Origin of the sequence: Rhodanobacter sp. OR92 (assembly GCF_000427545.1) — a bacterium.
In the GTDB taxonomy this organism is placed as follows: Bacteria; Pseudomonadota; Gammaproteobacteria; order Xanthomonadales; family Rhodanobacteraceae; genus Rhodanobacter; species Rhodanobacter denitrificans.
In genome coordinates this window covers 1-17086 of sequence record NZ_ATYF01000022.1, presented here as the reverse complement: position 1 = coordinate 17086, position 17086 = coordinate 1, and the positions used below count along the sequence as shown (strand labels likewise).

Annotated in this window: 13 protein-coding genes and 1 tRNA gene; all 14 read left to right on the top strand. The window is 64.1% G+C overall.

The annotated features are described in order from the left end of the window. Positions 1-456, top strand: a 456-nt coding sequence (locus RHOOR92_RS0111685) for an EF-Tu/IF-2/RF-3 family GTPase (RefSeq protein ID WP_027489950.1), incomplete at its 5' end; no start/stop codon positions are given. Between the two features lie 106 nt (positions 457-562). Further along, a tRNA-Trp gene (locus RHOOR92_RS0111680) sits at positions 563-638 on the top strand. Positions 639-719: 81 nt separating this feature from the next. Further along, positions 720-1115, top strand: coding sequence for a preprotein translocase subunit SecE (gene secE, locus RHOOR92_RS0111675; RefSeq protein WP_007514528.1), 396 nt, complete (start codon positions 720-722; stop codon positions 1113-1115). A 7-nt stretch (positions 1116-1122) separates the two neighbouring features. Beyond that, positions 1123-1683, top strand: coding sequence for a transcription termination/antitermination protein NusG (nusG, locus tag RHOOR92_RS0111670; protein WP_008435503.1), 561 nt, complete (start codon positions 1123-1125; stop codon positions 1681-1683). A 296-nt stretch (positions 1684-1979) separates the two neighbouring features. Continuing rightward, a complete protein-coding gene (gene rplK / locus RHOOR92_RS0111665; RefSeq protein WP_007514532.1) occupies positions 1980-2408 on the top strand; it encodes a 50S ribosomal protein L11 in 429 nt (142 codons plus the stop codon). A 3-nt stretch (positions 2409-2411) separates the two neighbouring features. Further along, positions 2412-3116: a 50S ribosomal protein L1 gene (gene rplA / locus RHOOR92_RS0111660; RefSeq protein ID WP_007514534.1), complete on the top strand. Its 705-nt coding sequence runs from the start codon at positions 2412-2414 to the stop codon at positions 3114-3116. Between the two features lie 350 nt (positions 3117-3466). Beyond that, a complete protein-coding gene (gene rplJ / locus RHOOR92_RS0111650; RefSeq protein WP_007514535.1) occupies positions 3467-4000 on the top strand; it encodes a 50S ribosomal protein L10 in 534 nt (177 codons plus the stop codon). A gap of 44 nt (positions 4001-4044) precedes the next feature. Then, positions 4045-4416: a 50S ribosomal protein L7/L12 gene (rplL, locus tag RHOOR92_RS0111645; protein WP_007514537.1), complete on the top strand. Its 372-nt coding sequence runs from the start codon at positions 4045-4047 to the stop codon at positions 4414-4416. A 221-nt stretch (positions 4417-4637) separates the two neighbouring features. Next, positions 4638-8801 (top strand): DNA-directed RNA polymerase subunit beta, encoded by a 4164-nt coding sequence (gene rpoB, locus RHOOR92_RS0111640; RefSeq protein WP_027485835.1) that lies wholly within the window; start codon positions 4638-4640, stop codon positions 8799-8801. A gap of 25 nt (positions 8802-8826) precedes the next feature. Beyond that, a complete protein-coding gene (rpoC, locus tag RHOOR92_RS0111635; protein ID WP_007514541.1) occupies positions 8827-13041 on the top strand; it encodes a DNA-directed RNA polymerase subunit beta' in 4215 nt (1404 codons plus the stop codon). A 177-nt stretch (positions 13042-13218) separates the two neighbouring features. Continuing rightward, positions 13219-13593 (top strand): 30S ribosomal protein S12, encoded by a 375-nt coding sequence (gene rpsL, locus RHOOR92_RS0111630; RefSeq protein WP_007083021.1) that lies wholly within the window; start codon positions 13219-13221, stop codon positions 13591-13593. A gap of 145 nt (positions 13594-13738) precedes the next feature. Continuing rightward, complete coding sequence (gene rpsG, locus RHOOR92_RS0111625; protein WP_007514548.1) at positions 13739-14206, top strand: 30S ribosomal protein S7; 468 nt, start codon at positions 13739-13741, stop codon at positions 14204-14206. A 131-nt stretch (positions 14207-14337) separates the two neighbouring features. Next, on the top strand, positions 14338-16455 hold the full coding sequence (fusA, locus tag RHOOR92_RS0111620; protein WP_007514550.1) for an elongation factor G: 2118 nt from the start codon (positions 14338-14340) through the stop codon (positions 16453-16455). 110 nt (positions 16456-16565) lie between these two features. Further along, positions 16566-17086 (top strand): GTP-binding protein (locus RHOOR92_RS0111615; RefSeq protein WP_027490291.1); only part of this gene is annotated, 521 nt, incomplete at its 3' end.

Here is a 17086-nt window from a genome sequence, read left to right as displayed (position 1 = left end):
GAAGTGGTCGGCATCCGCGACACGCAGAAGACCACCGTGACCGGCGTGGAAATGTTCCGCAAGCTGCTGGACCAGGGTCAGGCGGGCGACAACGCCGGTCTGCTGCTGCGCGGCCTGAAGCGTGACGACGTCGAGCGCGGCCAGGTGCTGGCCAAGCCGGGCACGATCACGCCGCACACCGANTTCGAGGCCGAGGTCTATGTGCTGAGCAAGGACGAGGGTGGCCGTCATACGCCGTTCTTCAAGGGCTACCGTCCGCAGTTCTACTTCCGCACGACCGACGTGACCGGCGCGGTGACGCTGCCGGAAGGCGTGGAAATGGTGATGCCGGGCGACAACGTGAAGATGGTGGTGAGCCTGATCCACCCGATCGCGATGGACGAAGGCCTGCGTTTCGCCATCCGCGAAGGCGGCCGCACCGTCGGCGCCGGCGTGGTGGCCAAGGTCATCAAGTAGGTAGAATGCAGGGAATAGGGACGAGGGAATAGGGAATCGGAAAGGCTCGCGACCCGCACTTTCCGGCTCTTCTATTCCCGCTTCCCTATTCCCTATCTCCATTTTTACGCCAGTAGCTCAATTGGCAGAGCAGCGGTCTCCAAAACCGCAGGTTGGGGGTTCGAGTCCCTCCTGGCGTGCCACTTCCCCGAGGACCAAGACGGGTGACGATGGCAGGGTCGGCCGCAAGGCACGGCATGCTGCTGACACCGAGTCGCTAGTGCATGAATACCAAGGCAGAACAGCCCAAGGGCACGAACGCCGCCGACATCGGCAAGCTGGTACTGGCGGGCCTGGTGCTGGCTGCCGGTATCTTTGCCTATTCCTGGTTCGGCCGGGACGGCAGCATTTCATCGTCGATACGCCTGCTGGGCGTGCTGGCCGCATTCGTGGTGGCGTCGGCGATTGCCGCGTTCACCGCGCTGGGCCGACGGGTACGGAACTTCATCGCCGAGTCGCAGTTCGAGATGCGCAAGGTGGTCTGGCCGACCCGCGACGAGACGATCAAGACGACCGGCATCATCATCCTGGTGGTGATCGTGTTGTCGTTGCTGCTGGGTCTTATCGACCTGATCCTGAAGTCGGTCATTCTCGACTGGCTGCTGAAGCTGGGTGGTTGAGGTGAGCATGAGCAAGCGCTGGTACGTGGTGCACGCCTATTCGGGTTTCGAGAACCAGGTGAAGCGTTCCCTCGAGGAGCGCATCAAGCGCGCCGCGATGGAAGAGAAGTTCGGCGAGGTGCTGGTGCCGACCGAGGAAGTGATCGAGATGCGCGGCGGCCAGAAGCGGCGCAGCGATCGCAAGTTCTTCCCGGGCTACGTACTGGTGCAGATCGAGACGAACACCGAGGGCAAGTCGCCCCGGATCGACGACGAGTGCTGGCACCTGATCAAGGAAACCCCGAAGGTGATGGGGTTCATCGGCGGCACCGCCGATCGCCCGCTGCCGATCAAGGACAGTGAGGCCGAGGCCATCCTGAGCCGCGTGCGCGAGGGCGTCGAGAAGCCTCGCCCCAAGGTGCTGTTCGAGCCGGGCGAGATGGTGCGCGTCACCGAGGGTCCGTTCAACGATTTCAACGGTGTGGTCGAGGAAGTCAACTACGAGAAGAGCCGCCTGCGTGTGGCGGTGCTGATCTTCGGTCGTTCGACCCCCGTGGAATTGGAGTTCGGTCAGGTCGAAAAGGCCTGAGTTCGCGAAGGAGCCTGTTCGAGGCTAATCCGCTCGATACCTTCCCCTCTTCTCACCGGCGGGGAAATGGCGCTTCGCCCGGCCGAGGCCCCCTGTCCTTGGATTTCAGCCCGAGGTCATTGCTGGCACGGGGCTTGCTGATGATCCGGTAAATCTCTATACTGCGCGGTTCACGCGGGGTCTTTTTGGCCCGGCGTGTACGCGTTTCGGATCCGCATGAGGCGGGTCTTCCCTCCATCCATGGAACGGTGAACAGCGAGGAGCCGCAAGGCGCCTGGACTCGCGAGGAACATCCAATGGCAAAGAAAGTCGTCGGTTACATCAAGCTGCAGGTCAAGGCCGGTCAGGCCAACCCGTCGCCGCCGGTGGGCCCCGCCCTCGGTCAGCGCGGCCTGAACATCATGGAGTTCTGCAAGGCGTTCAATGCTGCCACGCAGAAGCTGGAGCCGGGTCTGCCGATCCCGACCATCATCACGGCGTACTCCGACCGCAGCTTCACCTTCATCACCAAGACTCCGCCCGCCACCATCCTTCTGAAGAAGGCCACCGGTGTCGCCAAGGGTTCGCAAAAGCCGAACACCGACAAGGTCGGCAAGGTCACCCGCAAGCAGCTGGAAGACATTGCCAAGCAGAAGGAGCCGGATCTGACGGCTGCCGACCTTGACGCCGCGGTGCGCACCATTGCCGGTAGCGCCCGCAGCATGGGCCTGACGGTGGAGGGTTAAGACATGAAGATCACGAAGCGCATGAAGGCCGCGCAGGCCGCGGTGCAGCCGGGCAAGTTCTACGGCCTGGAAGAAGCCCTGAAGATCGTCAAGGACAACGCCAAGGCGAAGTTTGCCGAGTCGGTGGACGTGGCCGTGCGTCTGGGCATCGACGCGAAGAAATCGGACCAGGGCGTGCGTGGTTCCTCGCTGCTGCCGCATGGCACCGGCAAGACCGTCAAAGTCGCGGTGTTCTGCCCGCCGGGCGAGAAGGCCGAGGCCGCCAAGGCCGCCGGTGCCGATGCTGTCGGCATGGACGACCTGGCCGAGCGCATGCAGGGCGGTGATCTCGACTTCGGTCGCGTGATCGCTACGCCGGACGCCATGCGTGTGGTCGGCAAGCTGGGCCAGCTGCTCGGCCCGCGCGGCCTGATGCCGAACCCGAAGGACGGCTCGGTCACCGCCGACGTCGCCACGGCGGTGAAGAACGCCAAGGCCGGCCAGGTGAAGTTCCGCAACGACAAGGCGGGCATCATCCACGCCACCATCGGCAAGGCGAACTTCGAAGCCAGCCAGCTCGCAGACAACCTGAATGCGTTGATCGCCGACCTGCTGAAGGCCAAGCCGGCCACGGCGAAGGGTCAGTTCCTGCAGAAAGTGGCGTTGTCCAGCACGATGGGCGTCGGCGTTGCCGTCGATACCTCGTCGCTGACCATCGCCGCGAAGTAAGAATCAAGTCCCGCACCGGCCAGGTGCCAGTGCGGGCAGTTTTTGAGGGCAGTCCCGGTGTCTGTTGGATGCCGGGACCGCTGTCAAAGACCGCAGGCGCGATCAACGCGCGACGACGACGGGCAGGGAGCTCGGTTTTGGCAGGGAATCGCCGCGTCGCCAACGGGATTGCTTAATCGGGTTTTTCGCGAATTCGGCCTGCGCAGATGGTGCTGCCCCTTCTGGAATCGTTCGATTTGTTCTGGAAAGGCCAACACCCGGGGCACCGCAGTGCCCCCGACGTCACGGAGGGCGTCGCCCAGGACCGCAAGCGGCAGGAGCCGTGAGCGGAGTTCATTTGGAGGAGTGCAATGGCTCTCAATCTGTCTCAGAAGCAAGAAGTAGTCGCCGAACTGGCAGAAGTTGCCGCGAAGGCTCACTCCCTGGTCGCTGCCGAGTATGCGGGCACCACGGTCGCTCAGATGACCGCGATGCGCAAGAAGGCCCGCGAATCCGGCGTGTACTTGCGGGTTGTCAAGAACACGCTGGCGTCGCGCGCCGTGGCCGGTACCGAGTTCGAGGTCGTCAAGGACGCCCTGGTCGGTCCGCTGCTGTACGCATTCTCGACGGAAGAGCCCGGTGCAGCCGGGCGTCTGATCAAGGAATTTGCCAAGGACAACGACAAGCTGAAGGCGAAGCTCGTCTCGGTGGAAGGCAAGCTGCTGCCGGCCGCGCACGTCGACGTGCTGGCCTCGCTGCCGACCCGCGAACAGGCGCTGGCCATGCTGGCCCGCGTACTGGCCGAACCGGCCACGATGTTCGCCCGCGTCGTCAAGGCCGTGGCCGACAAGCAGGGTGGTGGCGAAGTCGCCGCCGAGGCCCCGGCTGAAGCCGAACCCGCCTAAGTTCATCGTCTATCAAATCGAATCCATTTCCAGAGGTAAATGCAATGTCCCTGACCAACGAACAGATCGTTGAAGCCGTCGCCGCCAAGTCGCTGATGGAAGTGATGGACCTGGTGAAGGCCATCGAAGAGAAGTTCGGCGTGACCGCCGCCGCCCCGGTGATGGTTGCCGCAGGCCCGGCCGCTGCCGGCCCGGCCGCCGAAGCGCAGACCGAGTTCGACGTCATCCTGAAGACCGCCGGCGCCAAGAAGGTCGACGTGATCAAGGCTGTCCGCGCGATCACCGGCCTGGGCCTGAAGGAAGCCAAGGACCTCACCGAGGCTGGCGGCGTCCTGAAGGAAGCCGTGTCGAAGGAAGATGCCGAGAAGTTCAAGAAGGACCTCGAAGCCGCCGGCGCCACGGTCGAACTGAAGTAATCGGCGCCCTTGCGCGCCGTCAGTTTGATCTAGCGTCAAGCAAGCCTGGGGGCGCGAGCCCCCGGGCTTTGCCTGCTTAGGCGGGAAGGGGAATGGAGAATAGGGATTCGCAGGTCGACTCCCCATTCTCGATTCCCAAATCCGCGGATTTGTCGAACATCTGATTTTTCATTCAGCCGGTGTGTGCACCACCGGCGTCACTGCGAACCGAGGCGCTACCGATCATGGCCTACTCGTTTACCGAGAAGAAACGCATCCGCAAGGATTTTGGCAAGCGTCCGCCCGTACTGGGCGTGCCGAACCTGCTGACCATCCAGACTGATTCCTACCGGGAGTTCCTGCAGGAGCACGTCGCGCCGAAACAGCGCGGCGAGAAGGGTTTGCATGCCGCGTTGAAGTCGGTGTTCCCAATCTCCAGCTATTCGGGCAATGCCGCGCTCGAGTACGTCGACTACCGCCTGGGCGAGCCGGCGTTCGACGAGCGCGAGTGCCGCAACCGCGGCATGACCTACGGCGCCCCGCTGCGCACCACCGTGCGCCTGGTCATCTACGACAAGGACAGCCCGGCCTCGAAGAAGGTGGTCAAGTACATCAAGGAGCAGGAAGTCTACATGGGCGAGATTCCGCTCATGACCGACACCGGCACCTTCATCATCAACGGCACCGAGCGCGTGATCGTCTCGCAGCTGCATCGTTCGCCGGGCGTGTTCTTCGACCACGACCGCGGCAAGACGCACAGCTCGGGCAAGCTCTTGTTCTCGGCCCGCGTGATTCCCTACCGCGGCTCCTGGCTGGACTTCGAGTTCGACCCGAAGGACGCGCTGTTCACCCGCATCGACCGTCGCCGCAAGCTGCCGGTGACGGTGCTGCTGCGCGCGCTCGGCTACAGCAACGAGGAGATGCTGGGCATCTTCTTCGAGCACAACGTGTTCCATCTCGGCAAGAAGGGCGGCACCACGCTGGAGCTGGTCGCCGAGCGCCTGCGCGGCGAGACGCTCTCCTTCGACCTGGCGATCGGCGGCAAGGTGCTGGTGGAAGCCGGCAAGCGCATCACTGCGCGCCACGTGCGCCAGCTGGCGGCCGAGAACATCACCGCGCTGGAAGTGCCGGACGACTATCCGGTAGGCCGCATCGTGGCGACCGACATCGTCGACGCCAAGACCGGCGAGCTGCTGGCCTCGGCCAATGACGAGATCACCGCCGAACAACTGGAGAACTTCCGCAAGGCCGGCATCGAGATCGTGCCCACGCTGTACGTCAACGACCTCGACCGCGGCGCCTACATCTCGCATACCCTGCGCATCGACAACACCAAGACGCCGCTGGAGGCGCTGGTGGAAATCTATCGCATGATGCGCCCGGGCGAGCCGCCGACCAAGGATGCCGCGCAGAACCTGTTCTTCAACCTGTTCTTCACTTTCGACCGCTACGACCTGTCGGGCGTGGGCCGGATGAAGTTCAACCGCCGCGTGGGCCGCAAGGACATCCTCGGTCCGGGCGTGCTGTACGACCACAAGTACTTCAGCGAGCGCAAGGAAGATGCGTCGCAGGCGATGGTCAAGGAACTGGGCGAAAGCTCCGACATCCTCGACGTTCTGAAAGTGCTGATCGACATCAAGAACGGTCACGGTACCGTCGACGACATCGACCACCTGGGCAACCGTCGCGTGCGTTCGGTCGGCGAGATGGCCGAGAACACCTTCCGTATCGGCCTGGTGCGCGTCGAGCGCGCGGTGCGCGAGCGTCTGTCGCTGGCCGAGGCCGATGGCCTGACCCCGCAGGACCTGATCAACGCCAAGCCGGTCGCGGCAGCGGTGAAGGAGTTCTTCGGCTCCTCGCAGCTGTCGCAGTTCATGGACCAGAACAACCCGCTGTCCGAAGTGACGCACAAGCGCCGCGTCTCCGCGCTCGGGCCGGGCGGCCTGACCCGCGAACGCGCCGGCTTCGAAGTGCGCGACGTGCATCCGACCCACTACGGCCGCGTCTGCACCATCGAGACCCCGGAAGGCCCGAACATCGGCCTGATCAACTCGCTGGCCGTGTATGCCCGCACCAATGCCTACGGCTTCCTCGAGACGCCGTACCGCAAGGTCGCCAACAGTAAGGTCACCGACAAGGTCGACTATCTGTCGGCGATCGAGGAAGGTGACCACGTGATCGCGCAGGCGAACTCGCCGCTGGACAAGCACGGCGCGTTCCTGGAGGACTTCGTGTCCTGCCGTTTCCGCGGTGAATCCGAGCTGCGTCCGGCCTCCGAAGTGGACTACATGGACGTCTCGCCGATGCAGACCGTGTCGGTCGCCGCGGCGCTGGTGCCGTTCCTCGAGCATGACGACGCGAACCGCGCCCTGATGGGCGCGAACATGCAGCGCCAGGCCGTGCCGACCCTGCGCTCGCAGACGCCGCTGGTGGGTACCGGCATCGAACGCGCGGTGGCGCGCGACTCCGGTGTCATCGTCAGCGCCAAGCGCGGTGGCGTGATCGACCAGGTCGATGCGGCGCGTATCGTGGTGCGCGTGAACGAGGAAGAGGTCGGCGACAACGATGCCGGCGTCGACATCTACACGCTGACCAAGTACACCCGCTCCAACCAGAACACCAACCTCAACCAGCGCCCGCTGGTGAACGTCGGTGACGTGGTGGCGAAGGGCGACACGCTGGCCGACGGCTCGTCGACCGACCTGGGCGAGCTCGCGCTCGGCCAGAACATGCTGATCGCGTTCATGCCGTGGAACGGCTACAACTTCGAGGACTCGATCCTGCTCTCCGAGCGCGTCGTGCAGGAAGACCGCTACACCTCGATCCACATCGAGGAGCTGTCCTGCATCGCGCGCGACACCAAGCTGGGCGCCGAGGAAATCACCGCCGACATCCCGAACGTGGGCGAGCAGGCGCTGGCGCGGCTGGACGAGTCGGGCATCGTCTACATCGGTGCCGAGGTGAAGGCCGGCGACATCATGGTCGGCAAGGTCACGCCGAAGGGCGAGAGCCAGCTCACGCCCGAAGAGAAGCTGCTGCGCGCGATCTTCGGCGAGAAGGCGTCCGACGTGAAGGACTCGTCCTTGCGCGTGCCGCCGGGCATGGACGGCACCGTCATCGACGTGCAGGTGTTCACCCGCGACGGCATCGAGAAGGACAAGCGCGCCAAGCAGATCGAGGAAACCGAGGTCAAGCGGGTCCGCAAGGATCTGGACGACCAGTTCCGCATCCTCGAAGGCGCGATCTACAGCCGCATGCGTACCCAGCTGGTCGGCAAGTCCGCGATGAGCGGTCCGGGCGGCCTGAAGCGCGGCGCCGAGATCACCGACGCCTATCTGGACGGCCTGAAGAAGGACGACTGGTTCAAGATCAACGTCAAGGACGAGGACGTCACCGAGTTCCTCGAGCGCGCCGCCGACCAGATCAAGCGCCACAAGGAAGAGTTCGACAAGCGCTTCAAGGAGAAGCAGGGCAAGATCACCCAGGGCGACGACCTCGCACCGGGCGTGCTGAAGATGGTCAAGGTGTTCCTGGCCGTGAAGCGCCGCATCCAGCCGGGTGACAAGATGGCCGGTCGCCACGGCAACAAGGGCGTGGTGTCGAACGTGGTGCCGGTGGAGGACATGCCGTACTCCGCCGACGGCGTGCCGGTCGACATCGTGCTGAACCCGCTGGGCGTGCCGTCGCGCATGAACATCGGGCAGATCCTGGAAGTGCATCTGGGCTGGGCCGCCAAGGGCCTGGGCAAGAAGATCCAGAAGATGCTTGAAGCGCAGGAGAAGGTGGCCAAGATCCGCGAGTTCCTCGACCAGATCTACAACAACCACGTCGCCGGCGCGGTGCAGCATGTCGACCTGAAGTCGCTCACCGACAAGGAAATCTTCGCGCTCGCCACCAACCTGCAGGAAGGCGTGCCGATGGCGACGCCGGTGTTCGACGGTGCGGAAGAGACCGAGATCAAGGCGATGCTGAGGCTGGCGGACCTGCCCGAGTCGGGCCAGACCACGCTGTACGACGGCCGTACCGGCGAGGCGTTCGATCGCCCGGTTACCGTCGGCTACATGCATTACCTGAAGCTCAACCACCTGGTCGACGACAAGATGCACGCGCGCTCCACCGGCCCGTACTCGCTGGTTACCCAGCAGCCGCTGGGCGGCAAGGCGCAGTTCGGCGGCCAGCGCTTCGGCGAGATGGAAGTGTGGGCGCTGGAAGCCTACGGCGCGGCCTACACCCTGCAGGAAATGCTGACGGTGAAGTCCGACGACGTGCAGGGCCGCAACCAGATGTACAAGAACATTGTCGACGGCAACCACGAAATGTCCGCGGGCATGCCGGAATCCTTCAACGTGCTGGTGAAGGAAATCCGCTCGCTCGCCATCGACATCGATCTGGAAGAGATCAAGTGATCCGCGCAGTCACCGGAGATTTCGAATGAAAGACCTGCTCAATCTGTTCAACCAGCAGCGCGCGACGCCGGATTTCGATGCGATCAAGATCGCGCTGGCCTCGCCGGAGCTGATCCGCTCGTGGTCGTACGGCGAAGTGAAGAAGCCGGAGACGATCAACTACCGCACCTTCAAGCCGGAGCGTGACGGCCTGTTCTGCGCCGCGATCTTCGGACCGGTGAAGGACTACGAGTGCCTGTGCGGCAAGTACAAGCGCATGAAGCATCGCGGCGTGGTCTGCGAGAAGTGCGGCACCGAGGTCACCCTGGCCAAGGTGCGTCGCGAGCGCATGGGCCACATCGAGCTGGCCAGCCCGACCGCGCACATCTGGTTCTTGAAGTCGCTGCCCTCGCGCATCGGCCTGATGCTGGACATGACCCTGCGCGACATCGAGCGCATCCTGTACTTCGAAGCCTTCGTGGTGATCGATCCGGGCATGACCGCGCTGGAGCGCGGCCAGCTGCTCAGCGAAGACCAGTACCTGGAAGCGACCGAAGAACATGGCGACGAGTTCGACGCGCGGATGGGCGCCGAGGCGGTGTTCCACCTGCTGAAATCGCTCGACCTGCCGGGCGAAGTGATCCGCCTGAAGGAAGAGATCGGCTCGACCAACTCCGAGACCAAGCTGAAGCGGCTGACCAAGCGCGTCAAGCTGATCGAGGCGTTCCTGGAATCCGGCAACAAGCCGGAGTGGATGGTGCTGACCGTTCTTCCCGTGCTGCCGCCGGATCTGCGTCCGCTGGTGCCGCTGGACGGGGGCCGTTTCGCGACCTCCGACCTGAACGACCTGTACCGTCGCGTCATCAACCGCAACAACCGCCTGAAGCGGCTGCTCGAGCTCAATGCGCCAGACATCATCGTGCGCAACGAGAAGCGCATGCTGCAGGAGTCGGTCGATGCGCTGCTCGACAACGGCCGCCGCGGCCGTGCCATCACCGGCACCAACAAGCGCGCGCTGAAATCGCTCGCCGACATGATCAAGGGCAAGCAGGGCCGCTTCCGCCAGAACCTGCTCGGCAAGCGCGTGGACTACTCCGGTCGCTCGGTGATCGTGGTCGGTCCGACCCTGCGCCTGCACCAGTGCGGCCTGCCCAAGAAGATGGCGCTGGAGCTGTTCAAGCCGTTCATCTTCGCCAAGCTGCAGGCGCGTGGCGAAGCCACCACGATCAAGGCGGCGAAGAAGCTGGTCGAGCGCGAAGAAGCCCAGGTGTGGGACATCCTCGAAGAGGTGATCCGCGAACATCCGGTACTGCTGAACCGTGCGCCGACCCTGCACCGTCTGGGTATCCAGGCGTTCGAGCCGAAGCTGATCGAAGGCAAGGCGATCCAGCTGCATCCGCTCGTCTGTACCGCGTTCAACGCCGACTTCGACGGCGACCAGATGGCCGTCCACGTGCCGCTGTCGATCGAGGCGCAGCTGGAAGCGCGCACGCTGATGATGTCGTCCAACAACATCCTCAGCCCCGCCAACGGCGAGCCGATCATCGTGCCGACCCAGGACGTGGTGCTGGGCCTGTACTACATGACCCGCGAGCTGATCAATGCCAAGGGCACCGGCATGGTGTTCTCCGGCATTTCCGAGGCGCGTCGCGCGTACGACAACCGTGCGGTCGAGCTGCATGCCCGGGTCAAGGTGCGCCTGAAGCTGGTGCATATCGCCGAGGACGGCGCCCGTACCCACGAGACGAAGATCGTCGACACCACCGTCGGCCGTGCGCTGCTGGCCGAAATCCTGCCGGAGGGCCTGCCGTTCGAGCTGGCCAATACCGAGCTGACCAAGAAGAACATCTCGCGCCTGATCAACTCCAGCTACCGTTTGCTGGGCCTGAAGGAAACGGTGGTGTTCGCCGACAAGCTGATGTACACCGGCTACCGGTTCGCCACCCGCGCGGGCATCTCGATCGGCATCGATGACATGCTGATCCCGGCCGAGAAGAAGACCATCCTCGACGAAGCCGAGAAGGAAGTCGTCGAGATCCAGCAGCAATACCAGTCGGGCCTGGTCACCGCCGGCGAGCGTTACAACAAGGTGGTCGACATCTGGTCGCGCACCAGCGAGCAGGTGGCCAAGGCGATGATCGACGGCATCGGCACCGAGAAGGTCGTCGATGCCGAGGGCAAGACGGTCAGCCAGAAGTCGATGAACTCGCTGTACATCATGGCCGACTCCGGCGCGCGCGGCTCGGTAGCGCAGATCCGCCAGCTGGCCGGCATGCGCGGCCTGATGGCGCGGCCGGACGGCTCGATCATCGAGACCCCGATCAAGGCCAACTTCCGCGAAGGCCTGAACGTGCTGCAGTACTTCAACTCGACCCACGGCGCCCGCAAGGGTCTGGCGGATACCGCGCTGAAGACCGCCAATTCCGGTTACCTGACCCGCCGCCTGGTGGACGTGGCGCAGGACGTAGTCATCACGATGGACGACTGCGGCACCGAGGACGGTGTCACCATGCAGCCGATCGTCGAGGGTGGCGATGTGGTCGAGCCGTTGCGCGACCGCGTACTCGGCCGCGTGGTGGTCGAGGACGTCTACGCCCCGGGCGACGATGACCGGCCGATCGTCACCCGCGACACCCTGCTCAACGAAGCCCTGGTCGAGAAGCTCGACAAGGCCGGCGTGCAGATCGTCAAGGTACGTTCGCCCATCACCTGCGAAGCCATCCACGGCGTGTGCAAGCTGTGCTACGGCCGCGACCTGGCCCGTGGCCACCTGGTCAACATGGGCGAGGCCGTGGGCGTGGTCGCCGCGCAGTCGATCGGCGAGCCAGGCACCCAGCTGACCATGCGTACCTTCCACATCGGCGGCGCGGCTTCGCGCGCGGCGGCGGTGGACAACGTGACGGTGAAGACCACCGGTTCGCTGAAGTTCAACAATCTGAAGTCGGTACAGCACAAGCAGGGCAACCTGGTGGCGGTGTCGCGCTCAGGCGAACTGAGCGTGATCGACGCCAGCGGTCGCGAGCGCGAGCGCTACAAGGTGCCGTACGGCGCCGTCATCGCGGTCAAGGATGGCGCCCCGGTCAAGCCGGGCCAGACCGTGGCGAACTGGGATCCGCATACCCATCCGATCGTCACCGAGGTGGCCGGCGTGGTGCGCTTCATCGACTTCCTCGATGGTGTCACCGTGCAGAGCCAGACCGACGAGCTGACCGGTCTGGAGTCGGCGGTGGTCACCGATCCGAAGCGTCGCGGCGCGCAGGCGAAGGACCTGCGTCCGATCGTACGTCTGGAAGATGCCAAGGGCCGCGAGCTGAAGCTGCCGGGCACCGACATTGCCGCGCAGTACTTCCTGCCGGCCGGTGCGATCGTGTCGATCCAGAACGGCGCGGAAGTGGGCGTAGGCGACGTGATCGCGCGCATTCCGCAGGAAACCTCCAAGACCCGCGACATCACCGGCGGTCTGCCGCGCGTGGCCGACCTGTTCGAGGCACGCAAGCCGAAGGAGCCGGCAATCCTGGCCGAGCGCTCCGGCATCGTCAGCTTCGGCAAGGACACCAAGGGCAAGCAGCGCCTGATCATCAAGGACGCCGACGGCAACGAGCACGAGGAGCTGATTCCGAAGTGGCGTCAGGTCATCGTGTTCGAGGGCGAGCATGTGGAGAAGGGCGAGACCGTCGTCGACGGCGAGCCGAATCCGCATGACATCCTGCGCCTGCTCGGCGTGGAGCCGCTGGCCACCTACCTGGTCAAGGAGATCCAGGACGTGTACCGCCTGCAGGGCGTGAAGATCAACGACAAACACATCGAGGCGATCATTCGCCAGATGCTGCGCAAGGTCGAAATCGTCGAGCCGGGCGACAGCCACTACCTGCGCGGCGAGCAGGTCGAGCGCGTGCGGATCAACGGCGAGAACGAGCGGGCGACCGCCAAGGGCGAGCGTCCGGCGGATTACCAGTCGGTGCTGCTGGGCATCACCAAGGCGTCGCTGGCGACCGAGTCGTTCATCTCGGCAGCCTCGTTCCAGGAAACTACCCGCGTCCTTACCGAGGCGGCGGTTCGCGGCACCCGCGACAGCTTGCGTGGCCTGAAGGAAAATGTTATTGTCGGCCGTCTTATTCCGGCAGGTACGGGTCTGGCATACCACGCATCGCGTCGTCGCCAGGGCGGTTTGACCGCCACGGAGCTGGAGACTCTTTCCGGCTCCACGCCTGCAGTCTCGTTCGCCGAGGCTTCGGCCGGTGGTGAAAACGGTGTCGAGTAAATCCGTTCGGGATCTTGCTCGCTGACATACGAAATGAGGTGCAGGGACGCACCTCGTGTTCGGGTCCAGGACGGCTGAGCGCTGGCTTGCCTATGGCGGGCCGCTCATGTTAAATTCCCGCTTCTTGGCAGACCGAGCTTATTCGGGCTGCCTTTATGTTTTCAGGAACAGCTTCGCATGACGACAGTCAACCAGTTGGTGCGCAAAAACCGCAGCCCCAAGACCTACAAGAGTGGGTCGCCTGCACTGCAGAGCAGCCCGCAGCGTCGTGGCGTCTGCACGCGCGTTTACACGACCACTCCGAAGAAGCCGAACTCGGCCCTGCGCAAGGTTGCCAAGGTGCGCCTGACCAACGGCTTCGAGGTCATCAGCTACATCGGTGGCGAAGGCCACAACCTGCAGGAGCACTCGGTGGTGCTGATCCGCGGCGGCCGCGTCAAGGACTTGCCGGGCGTGCGCTACCACACGGTACGCGGCAGCCTCGATTGCGCCGGCGTCACCAAGCGTCGCCAGTCGCGCTCGAAGTACGGCGCCAAGCGCCCGAAGAAGTAACGGCGGCTTACTTACTCGAAGAGTGCGGCCACGGACGGTCGCTTTTGCTCGGCAGGCATGGTGCCTGCAAGAAATACAACAGTGCGGCCAGGGTGGTCGCTTTTCCGGTGGGCAGGAATGCCCGCAAAAATAACGGACAAAAAACATGTCGCGCAAAGGTTCACATCCCGCCCGTCTGGTTCTGCCGGATCCCAAGCATGGCAGTCAGCTGATCGCCCGTTTCATCAACATGGTGATGAAGAGCGGCAAGAAATCGGTCGCCGAGAGCATCGTCTACGGTGCGCTGCAGCATATCGGCGAGAAGAATGCCGAGCCGGTGGCGCTGGTCGAGAAAGCGCTGAACAACATCGCTCCGGCGGTCGAGGTGAAGTCTCGCCGTGTCGGCGGCGCGACCTACCAGGTGCCGGTCGAAGTGCGTCCGGGTCGCCGCATGGCGCTGGCGATGCGCTGGGTCATCGACGCTGCCCGCAAGCGCGGCGAAACCTCGATGCCGCGCAAGCTGGCTGCCGAATTGCTGGAAGCTTCGGAAAGCCGCGGCGGCGCCGCCAAGAAGCGCGAGGAAACGCACCGCATGGCAGAGGCCAACAAGGCCTTCTCGCACTACAGGTGGTAAGTGGGTCGGGTCCTTGCCGTCGTCGCTGATGGCGAGGCGGCTCCGCCATCCTGGCAGACTCCTAAATAGAAGCGCGACCCGGACGGTCGTTTTCGAAACAGGGCAGGGTTGCCCGGCAAAGGTAAATATCCATGGCACGCACCACTCCCATCGAGCGCTACCGCAACTTCGGCATCATGGCTCACATCGATGCCGGCAAGACCACCACCACGGAGCGCATCCTGTTCTACACCGGCGTCAGCCACAAGATCGGCGAAGTGCACGACGGTGCGGCCACGATGGACTGGATGGAGCAGGAGCAGGAGCGCGGCATTACCATCACGTCGGCGGCCACGACGGCGTTCTGGAAAGGCATGGATCGTTCCATGCCCGAGCACCGCTTCAACATCATCGACACCCCGGGACACGTGGACTTCACCATCGAGGTCGAGCGTTCGCTGCGCGTGCTTGATGGCGCGGTATTCGTGTTGTGCGCGGTTGGTGGCGTGCAGCCGCAGTCCGAGACCGTGTGGCGCCAGGCCAACAAGTACAAGGTCCCGCGCCTTGCCTTCGTCAACAAGATGGATCGCACCGGCGCGAACTTCAGCAAGGTGATCGAGCAGCTGAAGGCTCGCCTGGGTGCCCATCCGGTGCCGATGCAGGTGCCGATCGGCGCCGAGGACAACTTCGCGGGCGTGGTCGACCTGCTCAAGATGAAGGCGATCATCTGGGACATGGAGTCCCAGGGCATGAAGTTCGAGTACCAGGAGATCCCGGCGAATCTGGCCGACAAGGCCGCCGAGGCGCGCAGCTTCATGGTGGAGTCGGCTGCCGAGGCCACCGAGGAGCTGATGAACAAGTATCTCGAGGGCGGCGACCTCAGCGAGGAGGAGATCATTGCCGGTCTGCGCCAGCGTACGCTCGCGAACGAGATCATCCCGGTATTCTGTGGCACGGCGTTCAAGAACAAGGGCGTCCAGGCGATGCTCGACGCCGTGGTCCAGCTGCTGCCGTCGCCTGCCGATCGCCCGCCGGTCGCCGGTGTCGACGAGAACGAACACGAAGCCACGCGCAAGGCCGATGACGCCGCGCCGTTCTCCGCGCTGGCGTTCAAGATCATGACCGACCCGTTCGTCGGCTCGCTGACGTTCTTTCGCGTCTACTCGGGCACGCTGAACTCCGGCGACGCCGTGTACAACCCGATCAAGAGCAAGAAGGAGCGCATCGGCCGCATCCTACAGATGCACGCGAACGAGCGTCAGGAACTGAAGGAAGTGCGTGCCGGCGACATCGCCGCCGCGGTCGGCTTGAAGGACGTGACGACCGGCGACACGCTGTGCGCGCAGGATCACGTGATCACCCTGGAGCGGATGACGTTCCCGGAGCCGGTGATTTCGATGGCGGTCGAGCCGAAGACCAAGTCGGACCAGGAGAAGATGGGCATCGCGCTCGGTCGTCTGGCCGCGGAAGATCCGTCGTTCCGTGTGCGCACGGACGAGGAGTCGGGTCAGACGATCATCTCGGGCATGGGCGAGTTGCACCTGGACATCCTGGTCGACCGCATGCGTCGCGAGTTCAACGTCGAGGCCAATGTCGGCAAGCCGCAGGTGGCCTATCGCGAGACGATTCGTGCTTCGGATGTCAAGTCTGACTACAAGCACGCCAAGCAGTCGGGCGGCAAGGGCCAGTACGGTCACGTCGTGATCGAGCTGTCGCCGATGACCGACGCCGACCGTGCCGATCCGAACGTGAAGGACGACTTCCTCTTCATCAACGACATCACCGGCGGCGTGATCCCGAAGGAATTCATCCCGTCGGTCGAGAAGGGCCTGCGCGAGACCATCACCAGCGGTCCGCTGGCCGGCTTCCCGGTGGTGGGCGTGAAGGTCAAACTGGTGTTCGGTTCGTACCACGATGTCGACTCGTCCGAAATGGCGTTCAAGCTGGCTGCTTCGATGGCATTCAAGCAGGGCTTCGCCAAGGCGAACCCGGTGCTGCTCGAGCCAATCATGAAGGTCGAGGTGGTGACCCCGGAAGAGTACGTCGGTGACGTGATGGGCGACATGAGCCGTCGTCGCGGCCTACTTCAGGGTCAGGACGACACGCCCTCGGGCAAGACCATCGACGCGATGGTCCCGCTGGGCGAGATGTTCGGTTATGCGACGACGATCCGCTCGCTGACCCAGGGCCGCGCCACCTTCACGATGGAATTCGACCACTATGCCGAAGCGCCGAACAACATCGCCGAACAGGTCATGAAGAAGGCCTGACCGGGCCGGCTTTCCCACGCTTAATTAGTGCGATCGATCCCTGATCGCGAAAATCGAAGAGCGGCCCCGCGGCCGCGCTAATTGATTGGTTCTTTCTAGAGGTCAGAGTCATGGCAAAGGGTAAATTCGAACGCACCAAGCCGCACGTCAACGTCGGCACGATTGGTCACGTGGATCACGGCAAGACGACGCTGACGGCGGCGCTGACGAAGGTCGGTGCGGAGCGCTTCGGTGGCGAGTTCAAGGATTACAGCGCGATCGACGCGGCGCCGGAAGAGAAGGCGCGCGGCATCACGATCTCGACGGCGCACGTGGAATACGAGTCGCCGAAGCGGCACTACGCGCACGTGGATTGCCCGGGGCATGCGGACTACGTGAAGAACATGATCACGGGTGCGGCGCAGATGGACGGCGCGATCCTGGTGTGCTCGGCGGCGGACGGTCCGATGCCGCAGACGCGCGAGCACATNCTGCTGAGCCGTCAGGTGGGCGTGCCGTACATCGTGGTCTACCTGAACAAGGCGGACATGGTGGACGACGCCGAGCTGCTCGAGCTGGTCGAGATGGAAGTGCGCGAGCTGCTGACCAAGTACGACTTCCCGGGCGACGACACGCCGATGATCCACGGTTC

Excerpts from the sequence above, each read along its gene's own strand:
- secE (WP_007514528.1), top strand. The coding sequence starts at position 720 with ATGAATACCAAGGCAGAACAGCCCAAGGGCACGAACGCCGCCGACATC.
- nusG (WP_008435503.1), top strand. The coding sequence starts at position 1,123 with ATGAGCAAGCGCTGGTACGTGGTGCACGCCTATTCGGGTTTCGAGAAC.
- rplK (WP_007514532.1), top strand. The coding sequence starts at position 1,980 with ATGGCAAAGAAAGTCGTCGGTTACATCAAGCTGCAGGTCAAGGCCGGT.
- rplA (WP_007514534.1), top strand. The coding sequence starts at position 2,412 with ATGAAGATCACGAAGCGCATGAAGGCCGCGCAGGCCGCGGTGCAGCCG.
- rplJ (WP_007514535.1), top strand. The coding sequence starts at position 3,467 with ATGGCTCTCAATCTGTCTCAGAAGCAAGAAGTAGTCGCCGAACTGGCA.
- rplL (WP_007514537.1), top strand. The coding sequence starts at position 4,045 with ATGTCCCTGACCAACGAACAGATCGTTGAAGCCGTCGCCGCCAAGTCG.
- rpoC (WP_007514541.1), top strand. The coding sequence starts at position 8,827 with ATGAAAGACCTGCTCAATCTGTTCAACCAGCAGCGCGCGACGCCGGAT.
- rpsL (WP_007083021.1), top strand. The coding sequence starts at position 13,219 with ATGACGACAGTCAACCAGTTGGTGCGCAAAAACCGCAGCCCCAAGACC.
- rpsG (WP_007514548.1), top strand. The coding sequence starts at position 13,739 with ATGTCGCGCAAAGGTTCACATCCCGCCCGTCTGGTTCTGCCGGATCCC.
- fusA (WP_007514550.1), top strand. The coding sequence starts at position 14,338 with ATGGCACGCACCACTCCCATCGAGCGCTACCGCAACTTCGGCATCATG.